Origin of the sequence: Nosocomiicoccus sp. HMSC059G07, from assembly GCF_001815515.1 — a bacterium.
GTDB lineage: Bacteria > Bacillota > Bacilli > Staphylococcales > Salinicoccaceae > Nosocomiicoccus > Nosocomiicoccus ampullae_A.
Genome location: NZ_KV820861.1, coordinates 38,688 through 56,464 on the forward strand (window position 1 = coordinate 38,688; position 17,777 = coordinate 56,464).

Here is a 17,777-nt window from a genome sequence, read left to right on the forward strand (position 1 = left end):
CATCGATATCAATCGATAATTCAATATGAATGAGTGCTGCATATTCTTTTAATGCATCGACAAGCCCGTTTTCTAACCCTATTGGTTTTAGCTGCCATATGAGAGCTTTCATTTCATTCATTGCATATTTAGACGTCGACTCAATTTTTTGTAGCGTCGATTTCATCTCTTCTGACTCTGCAATTCTAACTCCCGCATTACTCATAATGTTAATCGAAAAAATCGTCTGGCTAATCGAATCATGGAGATCTCTTGCGAGGCGTTGACGTTCTTGAATACGTGCATTTTCTTTTTCAATCTTTGTCAGTTCAATTCGCTTTAACGTTGAACCAATTTGAAACGCAACGGATTCTAGTAAATCTAACGTGTCTTTATCGTATGCTTTAACGTATTTAGAAGCGACGTTTAATATACCGAACGAATCCCCACTAGATATAAGCGGTACTGTCGCGTGATGTGTGATCCCTTCATTTTTAGAAGCATCTTCACGCATCAATTTTTCTAGTCTAGAACACGCGATTATATTCGTCGCATTTTTTAAATTATCATGGTTATACTGATTGACGCACCAACATTTACCGTTAAATAATTTCTCATAATCATTTTCCTTTAATCCAACTGGTAAATTATAATGCGCAGCGAGGTCGTGTTCTCCATTATTATCAATGAAAAAGATCCATCCTGTATTGAATTCGCTATTGTCGATCAGTAACTTCAGCGCCTCTTTTAACATCGTGTCTCGATTTGTCTCTTGATTTAAATACTCTGCAATCATTCGTAGTAATTCTATTTTACTTTTCACATGCATGCTCCTTGTAAAAAATTAGACACTTTATTTACTCTATACAATTCTCTTTATGTTAAAATAAAACTTAACGTACGTAACACATTGAGGTGATAGGTTGAATAAGAAATTTTTAATGCAACTCATTTTCTTAGTGTCACTCATCGCGACACTCGGGTCTTTATATTTCAGTGAAATTAGAAACTACATACCATGTGAGCTATGCTGGTATCAACGAATTTTAATGTACCCACTTACTATTATATCTTTAATCGCAATAATTAAAAACGACATAAAAGCGAACATTTATATATTATCGATGAGTGTATTCGGCTTTTTAATCGGCATTTACCACTATTCACTTCAAAAACTACCGGCTATACAAGACGGGTTGAATGCGTGTAGTGATAACTCTTGTACAGTGACATACGTAAACTATCTCGGATTTATAACAATTCCGTTCATGTCGCTTACAGCGTTCTTTATTATTATTATTTTATCAATACTCACTTTTAAAAAGGAGAAAAACTATGAACAATAAATTATTTTACGGTATTATCGCGGTTGTTATCATCGCTTTTGCTGCGGTATTTTTAGTATTACAGTCTGACAAAAACGACCCTGAAAAAGTCAGCGATAGTGGCTATTATCCATATACTGATAAAGAGGTCAAAGACCTTCAAGGTCCAACGATCGACAGATTAGACGATGAGAACTATCATTTCAATGAAACACCTGAAGTGACACAAGAAAAGATCGATTCTGAAGATGAATTATTCGTCTATTACTGGAGCCCAGTTTGTAAGTATTGTATCGAATCTACACCACTATTAATCGGTGCAAAAGAAAAAGAGGATTTCCCTCTCGTTCAACTTAACGTGTTAGAATATCCAGAATACCAGCAAACTGCAGGGATTACTGCAACACCAACACTCGTCTACTATAAAAACGGTAAAGAAGTGACGCGTGCAGAAGGCGGCGCACAATCGGCAGACAACTACGTAGAATGGATTAAAAGCGTTAGAAACCAATGATTTTTACCGTCACACAGCAAAACGAATCGCTAGAAAACATTTTAAAATCAATGCATATTCCTAAAAAAGAAATGCACTGGTTAAGAATGAGTAAAGAAATTACGATAAACGGCGAACAAAAACAATTAAGAGATTTAGTCAGTCAGGGAGATGTTGTTCATCTTCCTGATTTTTCACAAGATAGTAATTATATAAAAAGTAACGAGACAGTAAATGTCATGTACGAAGATGATTATTTAGCAGTCGTGTTAAAACCGCACAATAAAAAGACGCATCCGAACGACGACGAAACAAATACGTTAATGAACGACGCGGCGAATACAATTTCATCTGTATACTTAGAGCCCGTACACCGATTAGACTACGACACGAAAGGCCTTCTCATACTCGCTAAAAATAGCTACGTTAAAAAGATGTTAGACTATATGATCGAACACCATGAAATTATAAGAGAATATACAGTATATGTCTCTTCAATCGGTAGATTAAAAATCGGTAAAATAGAGTTACCAATCAAACAAGCGAAAAGTAGAAATCATCAAGAAGTGAATCGACGTGGAAAACATGCAGTGACAAACGTTATTTCAATCAAAGATAATAAAGTGACAGTTCAACTGGAAACAGGACGTACACATCAAATTCGCGTTCACTTGTCATATCTCGGCGCACCGATTATTGGAGATAAAATATACGGTGGCACTAACAACGATATACTACGACTCTACGCGTCACGTGTCCAGTTTAGCCATCCCGTTACAGAAGAAATTATCAATGTAGAAATATAAAAAATGGTCAGTCTCATATGAGACTGACCTTTTCTATTTCAATTATGCATTCGGATGAATCATGTCTTCTGGACGGATCCATTCGTCGAACTGTTCTTCTGTTACTAGACCAGTTTCTAATGCTGATTCTTTTAATGTAATACCTTTTTTATGTGCGTTTTTCGCAATAGTCGCTGCATTTTCATAACCGATATGTGGGTTTAATGCTGTGACTAACATGAGTGAACGATTTAATAACTCATCGATTACTTCCATGTTCGGTTCAATTCCAACTGCACAGTTGTTGTTGAACGTATCCATACCGTCGCCAAGAAGGTAAATAGATTGTAACGTGTTCATTAAAATTAATGGTTTATAAACGTTTAATTCGAAGTTACCTTGTGACGCCCCAAATCCTACTGCTGCGTCGTTACCAAATACTTGTGCTGCAACCATCGATAACATCTCAGCTTGCGTTGGGTTTACTTTACCTGGCATGATTGATGATCCTGGTTCGTTTTCAGGAATCGTAATTTCACCGATACCTGCACGTGGACCAGATGCTAACCAACGGATATCGTTAACGATTTTTAATACATCTCCGGCTAATGCTTTTAAAGCACCGTGGAAGTATACAACTTCATCGTACTGTGATAACGCGTGGAATTTGTTGTCAGATGAAACAAAATCATATCCTGTTTGCTCAGAGATTTGTTTTGCAACTCTATCACCGAACTCAGGGTGTGCGTTTAACCCTGTACCAACAGCAGTTCCACCGATTGCTAAGTTTGCGAGTTGTTTTTTAGATTCGTTGATCATTTCTAATGACTTATCTAAAGAATATCTCCAGCCACTCACTTCTTGACCAAGTGAAAGTGGTGTTGCATCTTGTAAGTGTGTACGACCGATTTTAATAATATCTTGGAACTTTTCTTCTTTTTCTTTAAACGTGTCGCGTAACTTTTGAAGTGCTGGAAGTAACGTCACTTCTGTTTCAGTCATTAACGCAACGTACATTGCTGTTGGGAACGTATCGTTTGAGCTTTGTGATTTGTTGACGTCATCGTTAGGATGAACAACCTCGTCACTACCCTTTTCTTTTAAATAATCGTTCGCAACGTGTGCAACGACTTCGTTCACGTTCATGTTACTTTGCGTACCGCTTCCAGTTTGCCATACGACTAACGGGAAGTGCTCGTCTAGTTCTCTAGCGATAATTTTGTCTGTCGCGTAAACAATTGCGTCTTTTTTCTCTTCAGATAATTTACCGAGTTCAGAGTTCACAATTGCAGCCGCGCGTTTAAGTTGTGCAAAAGCAACAATCACTTCAATCGGCATTTTTTCTTTACCAACTGGGAAGTTTTGACGACTTCTCTCAGTTTGTGCTGCCCAAAACTTATCTGCTGGAACTTTAATTTCACCAAACGTATCATGTTCTATTCTGTAAGACATTAAAAAAATCCTCCTGAATTTGTATTTACCATTAGTATAACTGAAATTACAGGAGGATTCACTTAAAATTATTTAGTTCATAATTACTTTTTATTCTCGTCTTTGTCGAGGTCTTTATCTTCTAAGTCCGCACCGTGGTTTGTATGGTCTATTGACGCTGTTTGGCCCTCGGAGATAGCTTCCATCTCTTCACCGAGTGCTTTTACGTCTTCTGTATTAAACGTCATCGTATTTTCGTCAGTGTATTCTTCATTACGTTTTTTATCCATCATTATCTCTCCTACGCAAACTTGTACGTGTAAAATTCGCGAATGTCTCTATCTAGTTTACTCGCCGCTTCAGCGTCTAAAATAACAGTTACCATACGATGATTTTTTACTTTACTTAACGGAGAATCTTTACTCATATCTGCGTCGTATAGTTTACGAACTGTTTCACTCGCACCGCTACCTGACGCATATATAAATAACTCTTTTGCTTTAAATAAGTCGTCGCTACTACCAGATTTAAATCCTTTAAATTCATGATCTAAATTTAATACCGCAACGTTTACTTTCTCTTTTTTGTCGAGATAACGATTTAAATCGTCATCTGATTTTACGTTACGAATTTGTTGCTCTGGAATATCGAGTGCGTTAAATTTCGCACCCCCATCACCATTTGCAAGTAATAATTTCACGTTTGCTAAATTGACTGGATGGTTATTTACTTCACCGATTAAATGATCATATGCGTTATCTAATGTATCGTTTAAATCAAGTACTAATGTAGAATCCGGATTTAATGAAATTTGTTTTCTTAATTGATCTGCTAAAAATAAATCCGCATCATGTTTTGTTTCATAAATTCTAAAGTTTAAAGCCATAATTGTCGTCTCCTATCAGAACAGTTATTAATAATAGATTACCCGAAAACAGCCATTTTAAACAATGTTTAATTGATATTTAAAATACGCTTTGTTTCACTGACAAAATAGTTTATAATGAGAGTAACTATTAAACGCACTGGGGGATATTATAGATGAAAGCAATTCTTATCTTTATGGTATGTGCAGCATTCCTAACTTCGATTCTTACAGCTGGTAAAGAAAACAAACCAGGATACGTCGATAACGGACCAGATGAAAAATAATAATGACATAACAAAACGCAAACTTCTAAAGTTTGCGTTTTTTCGTTTAATCTTTTAAAAATCCTTGTGCATTTAATACGTCTTTTATATCTTTACGGACTTGGTCCATTTTTGATAATTTCTTAACGACTTGCTCTGACCAGTTATCTTGTCGTTTATTTTCATCGCGAGTTTTATAATACTCTGTAATTGATTCATCGTAATCATTTAGAGACGCTTCGATTTGTTCAAATTCTGGATACGTATTTTCAAAGTAAACTGTGTCTTGTGGTAATCTTTCTTTAAAACTACCTTCGCTATTTTTATATCCAACTGCCATACCAATCACTGGGAACGTTCCTTCTGGTAGTTCTAAAATTTCAATCATTTTTTTCGTATTGTTACGAATCGAACCTAAATAACAAATCCCTAAGTCTAGAGACTCTGCTGCGACTGCTAAGTTCTGTGCTGCAAGCGCTGCGTCTACGACACCGATGAGTAAACTTTCAGTCGTATCAAAATGTATTTCATATCCTTTACGTTTTGCAAGCTCTAAATGACGATTATAGTCTGCGACAAAGATAAATAAATGACCATTATCTTTTACGTACGGTTGTGTACTAATTTCCATAATCGCTTGTTTTTTATCTTCATCTGTCACACCGATAATTGAATACGCTTGAACGTAGCTTGACGTCGAAGCTTGCTGTGCAGATTTCACTAGTGTTTCAATCACTTCTCTTTCAAGTGGTTGATCTTTAAAATCACGAATCGATCGGTGATTTTGTAATAATTGAATTGTCTCGTTCATGTTCATCCTCCTATATAAGTCCTTTAAAACCTTGTTGACGTAGCGCTTCGTAAAGCACCATCGCAACTGTATTTGAAAGATTTAAACTTCTAAAATCTTCGTGCATCGGAATACGCATTAAACGGTCTTTGTACTTTTCTTTAATATAGTCTGGAAGACCTTTCGTTTCTCTGCCGAAAATTAGATAGTGGTCTTCATCTGAATCAGAATAATCCTCTTCATGATAATAATTTTCTCCGAATTTAGAAATAAAGTAAAGTTTCCCGTCTGCTTCTTCTAAAAAGTCTTCGATACTCTCGTGATATGTAATATCGAGATCGTACCAGTAATCCATACCTGCACGCTTTAAATGTTTGTCAGTAATTTCAAACCCTAATGGTTTTATTAGATGCAACTTCGTTTTCGTCGCTGCACATGTACGTCCGATATTCCCTGTATTTTGTGGAATATCTGGTCGAAATAATACGATATGATTCATAATTTAACCCTCTTGTATACCTTTTAGCATTTCTTCTTTTACTGCTTCGTCTGTTTCTTTACTGTAGCGCTCGTGAATATAATCGAGTGCTCTATCGCCTAAAATTTGTCCAATCGCCCAGTACGCTGTCCCTTTAATGACAGGGCGTACGTCGTTTTCTGCGACGTCTTTTAACGTCGGGATCGCACTTTCTTCTTTAAAATGTGCGAGCGCGATAATTGCGTTACGCTGTAACGGATTTTTACCGCGCCATACACCTGCTAAGTGACCATACGTCTCTTTGAATTCTCTATTTGACACTTTTAAAAGACTCGTTAATTCCGGCTTTAAAATTTCTGGCTCTAGTATAATATCGTCTTGCTGGGTATTGATACCAACGTTTAACGGGCACACTTGCTGACACGTGTCACATCCGTAAATTCTATTACCGATGGACTTACGATACTCGTCTGGCACAAATGTTTTCGTCTGTGTTAAAAACGATATACACTTTTTAGAATCGAGTTGTCCGTTGCCAACGAGTGCTCCCGTTGGACAGCGGTCAATACAAATCGTACAGTCCCCACAAGTTCCAACGAGTGGTTTATCTGGCGGAAACGGAATGCTAATAAGCATTTCACCTAAGTACGTCCACGTGCCAAGTTTCGGATTGATTATAAATCCGTTTTTACCGACAAATCCGAGACCACTTCGTAGCGCAACTTCTCTATCAGATAAAACACCCGTATCGACCATAGACATCGTTTCAACACCGTCGACTCGTTCTTTTATAAACGCCTCTAACTTTTCGAGCCTCGTTCTAAGTAAATGATGGTAATCAAATCCCCAAGAAGACCTCGCGAATATACCACGACGTTCGCCTTTACGAGACTTCGGTGCGTCTTTTGGTAGACGATTCGGATACCCAACTGCAATCGCGATAATTGAACGCGCACTCGGGAGAGACAACTTCGGATTTACACGCTCTTCAATCGTCCCTTTTTCAAAACCAGATTCATAATTGTTTTCGTAGTACGAAATTAATTTATCTCTAAACTCATGAAACGGTTCTGCTGTCGTAAAACCAATTTCGTCAATGCCGATTGTATGTGCGTATTCTATTATTTCATCTTTTAACTTTTGATAGTCCATACGCCACCTCTTTAAATAGATTAAAAAAGAAGCCGAAGTTGGCTTCTTTTAATACTGCATTGCTTTTTTTATACGATCAGGAATGATGAGTACCTCTGACACCATGTCTTCCGGATGGAACGTGTGATCAATACAGTCTTCAAAAAAGTCGATATGTGTTTGATCAATCGGTGAAGTCGTTTCACTTTCTGCTGCTTCTTTATCTTGAATTGTATACCAGTAAAGATATTCTACATCGTTAAACGCTTCACGGAAAATCGTCTCGACATATACTTTTTCACCTTCGACGTTACGAATGACACCTTCCATATTTTCTTGGATGTATTTCAACCAGCGGTCTACTTTTTTAGACTTACCTGGCTTCACTCTAAATTTAGTTAATTCCACTTTATACATTTATTTCACCTCTTGCGATATGCAAATAAACATTCTAAAATGATACTCAATACATTATTAGATTATACACTTATTTTAGAATATCTCCACACCTATTATAAAGAAAGGATTGAGACAATTTATGCTTATTTTAGCATCTGGATCACCGAGACGGCAAGAGTTATTAAAACAAGTCGAATTAAACTTTTTAACTATTATCCCAAACGTTGACGAATCTTCTGTCACTGAAAGAGATCCACAGAAGAAAGCAATGGCTCTCGCAAGCTTAAAATCATACGCGATTGATAACGACGAAGACATTATTTTATCGTGTGACACACTCATACAGTTTAACGGTGAAATATTAGAAAAGCCGGCTGACCGAGCCGACGCACGCCACATGCTTAAAATGCTATCGGGCAAAACGCATACTGTTATTTCAGCAGCACTCCTGCGTAAAGGTGACACTGAAATACCAATCGTTAGAGAAACTGAAGTCGAGTTCTTCGAGTTAGACGATAAAGAAATCGAACACTACTTAAACACAGACGAACCATATGACAAAGCAGCAGCCTACGGTATCCAGGGACTCGGCGCGAAGTTTGTTAAGCGAATCTCCGGTGATTACAACGCTGTCGTTGGATTACCACTTGGAGATGTGTGTCGGGAACTGAGAATTTTTGAATAAGGAATAACACTTGCTAACTTCTATTCAGTTAACTAGGGGAAGAAGATTAGCAGGTGTTTTTCATCAATAAGTTACTATTCGTCAAGCTTTCGGGTAAACCTACACTATTACTTCATGAATAAGCCGCTATTCGTCAAGCTTTCGGGTAAATCTACACTATTACTTCATGAATAAGCCGCTATTCGTCAAGCTTTCGGGTAAATCTACACTATTACTTCATGAATAAGTCGCTGTTCATCAAACTTTAGGGTAAATCTACACTGTTACTGCACGAATAGATGCTCTCTTATTAATTATTACTTCATATTATCCATTTCTAGTGACACTCCAGTAATTTCGGAACATACAAACATAAATTGTTGCGAAATTTTAAGAGGCACTATGTATTTCTTCTTTTAAAATTCCAATATCATTACAATTTTTTAATAATGGGTTGCAATTTTTAAGTAATTCACATGATTGTTTCGCAGAAATTTTAAAACAGTATATTTATAATCAAAACTTGTAATTAGCTTCTATAAAGAGTAGAAAAGTTTATAATTATATAGTGAATATTGTATATAGGAGGATTATATGAAGATAAAAAAATCGCTTGCTCATCGTCAGTTAATCGCTTTAAAAAAGAGGGGGCATTTGAATAGCCATGAGAATCAATATTTGAGATATCTGAATTTAGGATATGAAGGAGAAATCAGTTTTTCTAATAATTTTGATCGCATTATGTCCGAATTTTGTACAACTATTCATGACTTTAGATTTATAATCAACGGATCTGAACGACAAATTGACACGTTAGCAATATTTAATAATAAGATAGTACTTTTTGAAGTAAAAAACTATAACGGCAATTTAGTATTTCAAGACAATAATTTTTATACCTTTAAAACAAATCGACTATTGAAGTCTCCAATACAACAAATTAACGATACTAGTGATAAATTTACTCAATTGCTGCAGCAATTAAATTATAGTATTCCTATTGAAAAATATGTGATTTTTCTTAACAATAACTTTCATCTTTTTAATGCGCCGATTGATGAAATGATTGTTACAAACGCGCAACTTCCAGCATTTCTTGAAAATTTGAAGAAAAACAATTTCCCACTAAAATCTCATGCCAATTCGATTAGACAACGTATATTAATGTGTTACAACGAAATAACTCGTCATTGCGATGTTAATTATACGTTCAACACTATAAATAAAGGTATTTTTTGTAGATTGGATGGTGAGAAATTAGTCGAAAATGGTCATGAAAAATATATTTGCAAACAGTGCGGTAGTTTTTATCATCAAAAAGATATCATTATTGAAGTTATCCAGGATTTTCAGAGCTTATTTCCAGACGAAAAAGTGACTTATAAAAATATATATGACTTCACGGATGGTCGCATTTCGTATTATAAATTGAGAAAAATTATGAATCGCTATTACGAAAGAATTGGTACAAGTCGTATGGTCTATTTTGTGGATAAAGAAAATGATCACTAACAAATTAACGGTTACGTCTAGAATTGATAGTTCTTCTTTATGTTTCTGTGTAGCTCCTATTCACTTTTTCTTAATGAATGTGACGCTGTTCATCAAGGGTTCGGGTAACTCTACACTATTACTTCATGAATGCGACGCAGTTCATCAGGGGTTCGGGTAACTCTACACTATTTCTTAATGAATACGACGCAGTTCATCAAGGGTTCAGGTAACTCTACACTTTTTCTTAATGAATGTGACGCAGTTCATCAAGGGTTCGGGTAACTCTACACTATTCCTTAGCGAATGAGCCTTTATTCATTAAGTTACAGTGTAACTTCCCACAATTTCTTCACGAATAAACCTCTATTCGTCAAACATTCGAGTAACCATACACTATTATTTAATGAATAAAAACCCCCTCACACCATGTGAGGGGGCACTAACTTCTATTATCTAATTACAGCTTGTAGTAATCAACCGCGATTTGTGCGCCGATTTTTGCGTTGTTGTATACGAGGTTGATGTTAGCTTCTAAGCTTTTTCCGTCTGTTTTTTCAACGATTGCTTTTAATAAGTAAGGTGTTGCTTCTTTACCGCCGACACCGTCTTTTTCCATTTGTTCTACCGCTTCTTGGATCACACCGTTGATGTAGTCTTTGTCGAGTGCTTCATCTTCAGGAATTGGGTTTACGACGCTCGTACCACCTTCAAGTCCTAAATCGTGTTTTGCTTTAATAACTTTTGCGATATCTTCTGTCGTATCGAAGTGTGATGCGAGTTTAAGTCCGCTTTCTCTCGTGAAGAATGCTGGTAACTCTTCTGTTTGATATCCAATTACTGGTACACCTTTTGTTTCAAGGTATTCTAATGTTCTTGGTAAGTCTAAAATAGATTTCGCACCTGCAGAAATTACGACGACGTCTGTTTTACCAAGTTCGTCTAAGTCTGCTGATACGTCCATATGCTCTTCATATCCGCGGTGTACACCACCGATTCCACCTGTAACGAAGAATTTGATTCCTGCTAGGTTCGCACAAATCATTGTAGATGCTACAGTCGTCGCACCGAGTGTTTTCATTGCGATAACTTCTGCTAAGTCACGACGAGATACTTTAGTAACGTTACGTCCTTCTTTAGCAAGTAGTTCTAAATCGTCTTCAGTAAGTCCAACTTTAATACGGCCGTCCATAATTGCGATTGTCGCTGGTACTGCACCGTTTTCTCTAATGATTTCTTCAGTCTTTTTCGCCATCTCTACGTTTTGGGGATACGGCATTCCGTGAGAAATAATAGTCGACTCTAATGCAACCACTGGTTTATTATTTTCTAATGCTTCTTGTACTTCTTTTGTAAGATCAATTAAATGATTCATTCCTATAAGCCTCCAAATCTAATTTTAACTGCTTTTCTGTTAAATCTTGACGTACTGTAAAATCTGTTTCAATCGTTTTTGTTGAGTTGACCATACCAAGTTCAATACAGTCATCTATACTATACCCATTTAGCCAACCGTAAATCACTGCGCTAGAAAAACTATCGCCAGCTCCTGTTACGTCGACGACGCGGTTCGATTTTTTAATTGGGTAAATCTTTTCATAATCTTTAGACGCATACGCTAAAGATTTAGATCCGTTCGTTACGATGACGTTAGACACACCGCGTGCGTTCCAAAGCTTCGCACCTTCCATTAAATCTTCATCCGTCTGAATGACCATATTAAACTGCGCTTCGGTCTCATCGCGGTTTACAATCAACCAATCCACTGGCTCTAAATAATCCGGCAGACGCTCCATTTTCGGTCCAGATACAGGAATAAATACGAGCTTAATATCGTGTTTTTCTGCATATGCCACTAAAAATTCAAGCGTTACTTTCGGAACGTTTAAATCCGCTACAATACATTTTGCACGCTTTAAAATATACGTCTGACGAATTAGTACTTCAGGTGTGAATTCATCGTAAATACTCATATCCGCAAAACCGTACTCCATTTCGCCTTCACGGTTTATTAATGCGGTATATGCGCCTGTATTTTTCCCTTCGATGATTTCAGTAAAATCTAAATTAATATACGCTTCAGAAGCTTCTTTTACCTTCAGCCACTCTGCGTCATCACCTCTTGTCGTAATGAGCGCCACATTTTGGCCTAAACGACCCAAGTTCTCAGCGATATTACGCACGACTCCACCGACAGAATGCGCAGAATCAATCGGATTCGACGTTCCATGAATCAACTTTTCATGAACAAAAAACTTCTTATCAATATTCGCTGCACCGACACAGACAATCGGGAACTCTTCATTTAAAACATAAGCTTGTCCCTGAATAAACTCTTTATGCACGAGATCTGCTATAATTCTCGATACACTCGAAGCAGTTAAACCAAGCTTTTTAGATAACTCCGACTGAGAAATAAACGGGTTCTCTTTTATGAGATTTAATACTTCAGCCTCTCTTTGATCCAACAGCCTATCTCCTCTCAAACGATTTCTATCTATTATTATACAGCACATCAATCAAATTTTAGCAGTATAACTTTGTGAAAAATAACGCATTGCTACTGCTCACTTATTTTATCATGACGCTATATATTTTTCTATTATTTTTAAAGTATATTTGACCCTTTCAAATTTGTATGATATATTTTCTCTAATCAAAATTTTCAGATTTTAAATACAATTTAATATTCAATGTAACAAGAGGTCGCGGTGCGCTAATAGTAGAATTTTCGAAAGGAGCCATCGCCGAAACGATATTTTCGTTGGGACTATTTCTGAATAAGGATAGTACTGTCACTATAAGACGCCCAATCTTATAGTGGTGAGCAGTTGCATTGAGGGCACCGAACTCATGAGTGCCATTTGTACTCATGAGTTTTTTATTTATAAGGAGGATAATGATGAGATTATTTGGTACTTCTGAAGTGATTGATAACGAATTAGTAATTGGTGGCGTAGCAACTTCTACTCTAAAAGAAAAGTATGGTACCCCACTTTACGTGTTTGATGAAACAGGAATCGATGAAAAAATTAATACATTTAAAAATCATTTTAAATCAAGATTCTTTAACACAAATATTATTTACGCTGGAAAAGCTTTCCTATGCAGTTATTTAGTGAAGCAATTAAAATCTCATCAACTGTCACTTGACGTTGTGAGTGGTGGCGAACTCTTCGTTGCGAAGCATTCAGGATTTGATACTGAAAATATTTACTTTCATGGTAATGCAAAAACTTATGAAGAATTAGAATTTGCAGTAAGAGAAAATGTCGGTACGATCGTTTTAGACAATTTAAGTGAAGCAAATATGTTAAACGATATTTTAAGTAAATTAAATGAAACACAACGTGTCTTATTAAGAGTTAATCCAACTATTGAAACAGACACACATAAATATATTCAAACGTCTAACGATGATTCTAAATTTGGAATGACATTTCAAGAAGCCTTACAGTTTTTAGATAAACTTCATCATTTAAATCATTTAGATTTTAAAGGATTTCATTGTCATATTGGATCACAAATTTTTGACTCTAAGCCTTATTTTACTGAAGCAAAACGTATGATTGAATTTTATAGCGACGTTCAAAAAGAGTTCAATTTAAAACTCGATGAATTAAACTTAGGTGGCGGATTTGGTGTTTACTACACTAAAGGTGATCAACCGCTTCAACTCGAAAATTTTTTAAATGAATATATAGACGTACTCGAAAATTATATCCGTGAATATGATATTGATGTTGAAACGATCTCTATTGAACCTGGTCGATCATTAATTAATGATTTTGGAACAACACTTTATAACGTCTCTCATATTAAGCCGTCAAGTCACATTGACTTTTTACTGATCGACGGTGGTATGAACGACAACTTACGTCCTTCTTTATACGAAGCAAAATACACTGCGGCAATCGCTAATAATATGACTGCTAATAAAATAACTAATTACCGAATTGCCGGTAAGTTATGTGAAAGTGGCGACGTCTTAATAGAAAATATTAAGTTACCAAAAGCTAACATTAACGACACACTTGCAGTACCATCCACTGGTGCGTATACAGAGTCGATGGCGTCAAACTACAACAAAATCCCGCGAGGCGCAGTCGTATTTGTTAAAGATGGTGAAACGCATCTTGCAGTAAAAAGAGAAACTTACGAAGATTTAATAAGAAATGAGGTCTTTTAAAATGGAACGACTCGTCATGAAATTTGGAGGCTCGTCTTTAAAAGATTTAGAAAAGATTAAAAGTGCGAGTGACATCATACTAGAAAAAAGTAAAACAGAAGAAGTCGTTGTCGTCGTTTCAGCAATGGGAGACTCGACGAATGAATTATTAGATATGGCACATGCGTTGTCCACGACACCGTCTAAACGTGAACTAGATATGCTCGTTTCAACTGGAGAAAACAAAAGTGCTGCACTCCTCGCGATTCACTTAAATGAAGCCGGGCATAAAGCTGTCGCGTTAACTGGATTTCAAGCTGGATTTAAAAGCGACGGTGTTCACGGTAAAAATAAAATTACTGACGTAAATATAGAACGTATAGAAAATCATTTAAGACAAAATGAAATCGTCGTCGTGACTGGATTCCAAGGAATAAATCCTCTAGGAGATATTACAACGTTTGGTCGCGGAGGATCAGATACGTCAGCTGTTGCCCTCGCTGTAAAATTAAATGCGAAATGTGCAATTTATACGGATGTTTCCGGCATTTACTCTATTGACCCGAGAATTTATAGTGACGCGAAAAAGTTAAACGTCGTCACATACGAAGAACTCATGGAAATGGCGCATCTCGGCACAAAGGTCATTGAACCAAGAAGTGTTGAACTTGCGTATAAATTTAATGTCCCAATGGAAATTTTATTAAACGACGGTAAAACAAAAGGCACAAAAGTACTGGAGGCTTATGATATGGAAGATACAAAATTAACAAGTGTCTCAAAATTAGATGACGTTGTACTCGTTATTATTCACGATACAAAAGACGTCAATATTTCAAATATCTTTTTAGAACTCGCTAAAGAAAACGTCAACGTAGATATTATTAGTCATACACGGTTAAACGATAGAAAAGAAGTGACGTTTACGAGTGAAAAATCATCGATAGAAGATACGAAACGAGTGCTTACAGAGCTTAACCTAGATTATGAAATTAAAGATAACCTATCCAAAGTCTCAATCGTCGGTACTGCGATGCGTAGTCAAGTCGGTATCGCTGCACAAGTGTTTGAATTGTTCGTTAAAGAAGATATTTTCTTCTATGAAATTTCAACGTCAGAAATTAGCATTTCATATGTCGTCGATAGCAAAATCGCAGATGACGTCGTAATAAAACTCGGAAAGCATTTTGAACTTTAGGAGGAATAGTTATGAATATTGCAGTCGTTGGTGCAAGTGGCACAGTTGGACGTACGATTTTACAAGTGTTAGAAGAAAGAAATTTTAACGTCGATGAACTTTATCTATTTAGTTCTAAAAAATCCGCAGGAGAAACAATTACTTTTAATGGTAAAGATTATACGTTAGAAGAATTAGAAGAATCAGTATTTGATAGAGACATCGACGTACTATTCTTTGCCGCAGGTGGCGCAGTTTCAGAGAAATTTATCCCCCTTGCAAAAGAAAAAGGTATTGTTGCGATTGATAATAGTAGCGTGTACCGAATGGATGAAAACGTGCCGTTAATCGTCCCTGAAGTAAATAGAGACGATTTAAATGATGAAATACTCATTGCAAATCCAAATTGCTCGACAATTCAGTCAGTCGTCGCGTTAAAGCCGCTTCAAAAGTTCGGAATTAAACGCATCACATATACGACATATCAAGCCGTATCAGGATCTGGTGCTCGGGGTATTGAAGATTTAAAAAACGGTACGACGAATACGTATCCGTATAACATTCAACAAAGTGTTCTACCACACATTGATGTATTTTTAGATAACGGCTATACAAAAGAAGAAATGAAAATGATTGAAGAAACGAAAAAAATTTTAAATGATGAGCAGTTAAAAGTAACCGCAACAACGGTGCGTGTCCCTATTGAAAATGGTCACGCAGTCAATATCGACATCGAATTTGAACAAGATTTTGATATTAAAGATATTTATAAAGTACTAGAAGAAGCTGAAGGTGTTGTTATTAAAGACGATATTGAAAATTTAGTTTACCCGATTACTGAAGACGCAAATGGTACAGATGACGTATATGTCGGTAGAATCCGTAGAGATTATAGTACAGATAACGGTATTCATATGTTCGTCACTGCGGACAATATCCGTAAAGGTGCAGCGACAAATTCTGTTCAAATTGCAGAAATTTTAAATTAAGGAGAGATTAGTATGTTATTTAAAGGTTCAGGTGTAGCGATTGTTACACCATTTACAAATTCAGGTGACATTGATTTTGAAGCACTCGGTGAACTTATTGAATTTCAAATTAAAGAAGGAATCGATGCTATTATTTCAATCGGTACTACTGGTGAAGCAGCAACATTGTCTATTGATGAAAAACTTGAAGTCATTAATTTTACAATCGACAAAGTAAACCGACGTGTACCAATCATCGTCGGTACAGGAAGCAATAACACTAAAGACGCAGTCTCATTTAGTAAAGAAGTGTCAGAATTAGACGTCGACGGGCTTCTCGTCGTCTCCCCTTTCTATAATAAAGGGACAGACACTGGTTTAATTGAACACTTTACTGAGATCGCAAACGTCAGCAAGGTCCCTGTAATGCTCTACTCAGTTCCAGGACGTACGGGTCATAACATTCCACTAAACGTTGTTGTCGAATTATCTAAACATAAAAATATTTGTGGTATTAAAGATGCATCCGGTGATTTATCGTATACGATGAATATTAGAAATAATACACCTGATGAATTCCAGATTATTTCAGGAAATGATGATCTAACTGTACCGATGCTAGCTGTCGGTGCTGAAGGTGTAATATCAGTCGTTGCAAATATCTTCCCAAAAGAAACGAGTGAGATGGTCCATAGTTTCTTAAACGGTGACTCTAAAAAATCAAAAGAGTTACAGTTAAAATTATTACCATTTATAGAAGCGGCGTTTTCTGATGTGAGTCCAGTACCAATTAAATATGCGACTCACTTACTCGGGTTTGGTACATCAGAGTTAAGATTACCTCTTACAGTCGCTGAAGAAAACGTGCAGCAAAGCATCCATCAAACACTAAAGTGTTTAAATAGATTATAAGGGTGAAGTCTATGAATATACTAATTGTTGGAATTACCGGTCAAATGGGACAAGTATTAGTTAAAACAATTGAAGATTCAAATCATACAGTTGCTGCTGGTATCGGTCATAGTAATGAAGATCATATTTACGATAATTTTAACGATGTGACGGAAAATATCGATGTAATTATTGATTTTTCATCGCCTGATTTACTCTCTCCTCTACTCGATTTCGCAACAACTAAAAAGATTCCAGTCGTTATTGCAACGACTGGAATTGACAGTATGGAAGAGATCAATAAAGCATCAAAAGAAATTCCTATCGTTTATGCTGGTAACTATAGTCTCGGTATTAACATATTAGAAAAACTTGCTGAAACAGTGTCTCGAGCGTTACAAAATTTTGATATTGAAATTACTGAAACGCACCATAATAAAAAAAAGATGCACCAAGTGGTACAGCTCACATGTTAT

General features: G+C 36.3%; 20 protein-coding genes and 1 riboswitch. Of the genes, 10 read left to right on the top strand and 10 right to left on the bottom strand.

What is annotated here, in order from left to right; translation table 11 throughout:
- The coding region (locus HMPREF3029_RS06565) for a GAF domain-containing sensor histidine kinase (RefSeq protein ID WP_070710218.1) at nt 1–802 on the bottom strand (802 nt) is incomplete at its 3' end.
- A 100-nt stretch (nt 803–902) separates the two neighbouring features.
- Here HMPREF3029_RS06565 and HMPREF3029_RS06570 point away from each other — a divergent pair.
- Genes HMPREF3029_RS06570 through HMPREF3029_RS06580 form a run of 3 tightly spaced genes read left to right on the top strand, consistent with a single transcriptional unit; the run spans nt 903 to nt 2,603 of the window.
- Nucleotides 903–1,325: a disulfide oxidoreductase gene (locus HMPREF3029_RS06570; RefSeq protein ID WP_306452479.1), complete on the top strand. Its 423-nt coding sequence runs from the start codon at nt 903–905 to the stop codon at nt 1,323–1,325.
- Nucleotides 1,315–1,818, top strand: coding sequence for a thioredoxin family protein (locus HMPREF3029_RS06575; RefSeq protein WP_070710219.1), 504 nt, complete (start codon nt 1,315–1,317; stop codon nt 1,816–1,818). The genes HMPREF3029_RS06570 and HMPREF3029_RS06575 overlap by 11 nt, the downstream gene beginning before the upstream one ends.
- Nucleotides 1,815–2,603 carry an RluA family pseudouridine synthase gene (locus HMPREF3029_RS06580; RefSeq protein ID WP_070710220.1) on the top strand — a complete coding sequence of 263 codons (789 nt, stop codon included), beginning with the start codon at nt 1,815–1,817 and terminating at the stop codon, nt 2,601–2,603. The genes HMPREF3029_RS06575 and HMPREF3029_RS06580 overlap by 4 nt, the downstream gene beginning before the upstream one ends.
- A gap of 42 nt (nt 2,604–2,645) precedes the next feature.
- Here the strand turns inward: HMPREF3029_RS06580 and fumC are convergent, their stop codons facing one another.
- The 7 genes from fumC to HMPREF3029_RS06615 form a co-directional block, all read right to left on the bottom strand.
- Nucleotides 2,646–4,034 (bottom strand): class II fumarate hydratase, encoded by a 1,389-nt coding sequence (gene fumC, locus HMPREF3029_RS06585; protein WP_068130659.1) that lies wholly within the window; start codon nt 4,032–4,034, stop codon nt 2,646–2,648.
- Between the two features lie 83 nt (nt 4,035–4,117).
- Complete coding sequence (locus HMPREF3029_RS06590) at nt 4,118–4,303, bottom strand: hypothetical protein (RefSeq protein WP_070710221.1); 186 nt, start codon at nt 4,301–4,303, stop codon at nt 4,118–4,120.
- Nucleotides 4,304–4,314: 11 nt separating this feature from the next.
- Nucleotides 4,315–4,899, bottom strand: coding sequence for a sugar phosphate isomerase family (locus tag HMPREF3029_RS06595; protein ID WP_070710222.1), 585 nt, complete (start codon nt 4,897–4,899; stop codon nt 4,315–4,317).
- Nucleotides 4,900–5,211: 312 nt separating this feature from the next.
- Complete coding sequence (gene nfsA / locus HMPREF3029_RS06600; protein WP_070710223.1) at nt 5,212–5,955, bottom strand: oxygen-insensitive NADPH nitroreductase; 744 nt, start codon at nt 5,953–5,955, stop codon at nt 5,212–5,214.
- A 10-nt stretch (nt 5,956–5,965) separates the two neighbouring features.
- Complete coding sequence (gene trmL, locus HMPREF3029_RS06605) at nt 5,966–6,433, bottom strand: tRNA (uridine(34)/cytosine(34)/5-carboxymethylaminomethyluridine(34)-2'-O)-methyltransferase TrmL (RefSeq protein ID WP_371327384.1); 468 nt, start codon at nt 6,431–6,433, stop codon at nt 5,966–5,968.
- 3 nt (nt 6,434–6,436) lie between these two features.
- A complete protein-coding gene (queG, locus tag HMPREF3029_RS06610) occupies nt 6,437–7,564 on the bottom strand; it encodes a tRNA epoxyqueuosine(34) reductase QueG (protein ID WP_070456230.1) in 1,128 nt (375 codons plus the stop codon).
- A 48-nt stretch (nt 7,565–7,612) separates the two neighbouring features.
- Nucleotides 7,613–7,960 carry a DUF6176 family protein gene (locus HMPREF3029_RS06615; protein WP_068130678.1) on the bottom strand — a complete coding sequence of 116 codons (348 nt, stop codon included), beginning with the start codon at nt 7,958–7,960 and terminating at the stop codon, nt 7,613–7,615.
- Nucleotides 7,961–8,081: 121 nt separating this feature from the next.
- Between HMPREF3029_RS06615 and HMPREF3029_RS06620 the strand changes: the two genes are divergently transcribed.
- Both HMPREF3029_RS06620 and HMPREF3029_RS06625 read left to right on the top strand, forming a co-directional pair.
- Nucleotides 8,082–8,627 carry a Maf family protein gene (locus HMPREF3029_RS06620; protein WP_083315003.1) on the top strand — a complete coding sequence of 182 codons (546 nt, stop codon included), beginning with the start codon at nt 8,082–8,084 and terminating at the stop codon, nt 8,625–8,627.
- 573 nt (nt 8,628–9,200) lie between these two features.
- Nucleotides 9,201–10,118 carry a nuclease-related domain-containing protein gene (locus tag HMPREF3029_RS06625; protein ID WP_070710225.1) on the top strand — a complete coding sequence of 306 codons (918 nt, stop codon included), beginning with the start codon at nt 9,201–9,203 and terminating at the stop codon, nt 10,116–10,118.
- Between the two features lie 439 nt (nt 10,119–10,557).
- Here HMPREF3029_RS06625 and HMPREF3029_RS06630 read toward each other — a convergent pair whose 3' ends face one another.
- Together HMPREF3029_RS06630 and HMPREF3029_RS06635 are read right to left on the bottom strand one after the other, a co-directional pair.
- Complete coding sequence (locus tag HMPREF3029_RS06630; RefSeq protein WP_068130423.1) at nt 10,558–11,472, bottom strand: pseudouridine-5'-phosphate glycosidase; 915 nt, start codon at nt 11,470–11,472, stop codon at nt 10,558–10,560.
- Nucleotides 11,456–12,565, bottom strand: a complete 1,110-nt coding sequence (locus tag HMPREF3029_RS06635) for a PfkB family carbohydrate kinase (RefSeq protein ID WP_070710226.1) — start codon at nt 12,563–12,565, stop codon at nt 11,456–11,458. The genes HMPREF3029_RS06630 and HMPREF3029_RS06635 overlap by 17 nt, the downstream gene beginning before the upstream one ends.
- A 226-nt stretch (nt 12,566–12,791) precedes the next feature.
- Nucleotides 12,792–12,936: riboswitch (Lysine riboswitch) on the top strand.
- Between the two features lie 63 nt (nt 12,937–12,999).
- On the opposite strand from HMPREF3029_RS06635, the gene lysA reads away from it, so the two are divergent.
- The 5 genes from lysA to HMPREF3029_RS09445 form a co-directional block, all read left to right on the top strand.
- Nucleotides 13,000–14,286 (top strand): diaminopimelate decarboxylase, encoded by a 1,287-nt coding sequence (gene lysA, locus HMPREF3029_RS06640; RefSeq protein WP_070710227.1) that lies wholly within the window; start codon nt 13,000–13,002, stop codon nt 14,284–14,286.
- A gap of 1 nt (nt 14,287) precedes the next feature.
- Nucleotides 14,288–15,463 carry an aspartate kinase gene (locus tag HMPREF3029_RS06645; protein WP_070710228.1) on the top strand — a complete coding sequence of 392 codons (1,176 nt, stop codon included), beginning with the start codon at nt 14,288–14,290 and terminating at the stop codon, nt 15,461–15,463.
- A gap of 11 nt (nt 15,464–15,474) precedes the next feature.
- Nucleotides 15,475–16,431: an aspartate-semialdehyde dehydrogenase gene (locus tag HMPREF3029_RS06650; RefSeq protein WP_070710229.1), complete on the top strand. Its 957-nt coding sequence runs from the start codon at nt 15,475–15,477 to the stop codon at nt 16,429–16,431.
- Nucleotides 16,432–16,443: 12 nt separating this feature from the next.
- Complete coding sequence (gene dapA, locus HMPREF3029_RS06655) at nt 16,444–17,322, top strand: 4-hydroxy-tetrahydrodipicolinate synthase (protein ID WP_070710230.1); 879 nt, start codon at nt 16,444–16,446, stop codon at nt 17,320–17,322.
- Between the two features lie 11 nt (nt 17,323–17,333).
- Nucleotides 17,334–17,777: 4-hydroxy-tetrahydrodipicolinate reductase (locus tag HMPREF3029_RS09445; protein WP_305778325.1), on the top strand; the 444-nt coding region annotated here is incomplete at its 3' end.

Coding starts and splice junctions, on each gene's coding strand:
- HMPREF3029_RS06575 (WP_070710219.1), top strand. CDS start 1,315: ATGAACAATAAATTATTTTACGGTATTATCGCGGTTGTTATCATCGCT.
- HMPREF3029_RS06590 (WP_070710221.1), bottom strand. CDS start 4,303: ATGGATAAAAAACGTAATGAAGAATACACTGACGAAAATACGATGACG.
- dapA (WP_070710230.1), top strand. CDS start 16,444: ATGTTATTTAAAGGTTCAGGTGTAGCGATTGTTACACCATTTACAAAT.
- HMPREF3029_RS06645 (WP_070710228.1), top strand. CDS start 14,288: ATGGAACGACTCGTCATGAAATTTGGAGGCTCGTCTTTAAAAGATTTA.
- HMPREF3029_RS06595 (WP_070710222.1), bottom strand. CDS start 4,899: ATGGCTTTAAACTTTAGAATTTATGAAACAAAACATGATGCGGATTTA.
- HMPREF3029_RS06625 (WP_070710225.1), top strand. CDS start 9,201: ATGAAGATAAAAAAATCGCTTGCTCATCGTCAGTTAATCGCTTTAAAA.
- HMPREF3029_RS06615 (WP_068130678.1), bottom strand. CDS start 7,960: ATGTATAAAGTGGAATTAACTAAATTTAGAGTGAAGCCAGGTAAGTCT.
- nfsA (WP_070710223.1), bottom strand. CDS start 5,955: ATGAACGAGACAATTCAATTATTACAAAATCACCGATCGATTCGTGAT.
- HMPREF3029_RS06580 (WP_070710220.1), top strand. CDS start 1,815: ATGATTTTTACCGTCACACAGCAAAACGAATCGCTAGAAAACATTTTA.
- trmL (WP_371327384.1), bottom strand. CDS start 6,433: ATGAATCATATCGTATTATTTCGACCAGATATTCCACAAAATACAGGG.
- queG (WP_070456230.1), bottom strand. CDS start 7,564: ATGGACTATCAAAAGTTAAAAGATGAAATAATAGAATACGCACATACA.
- HMPREF3029_RS06630 (WP_068130423.1), bottom strand. CDS start 11,472: ATGAATCATTTAATTGATCTTACAAAAGAAGTACAAGAAGCATTAGAA.
- lysA (WP_070710227.1), top strand. CDS start 13,000: ATGAGATTATTTGGTACTTCTGAAGTGATTGATAACGAATTAGTAATT.
- fumC (WP_068130659.1), bottom strand. CDS start 4,034: ATGTCTTACAGAATAGAACATGATACGTTTGGTGAAATTAAAGTTCCA.
- HMPREF3029_RS06650 (WP_070710229.1), top strand. CDS start 15,475: ATGAATATTGCAGTCGTTGGTGCAAGTGGCACAGTTGGACGTACGATT.
- HMPREF3029_RS06620 (WP_083315003.1), top strand. CDS start 8,082: ATGCTTATTTTAGCATCTGGATCACCGAGACGGCAAGAGTTATTAAAA.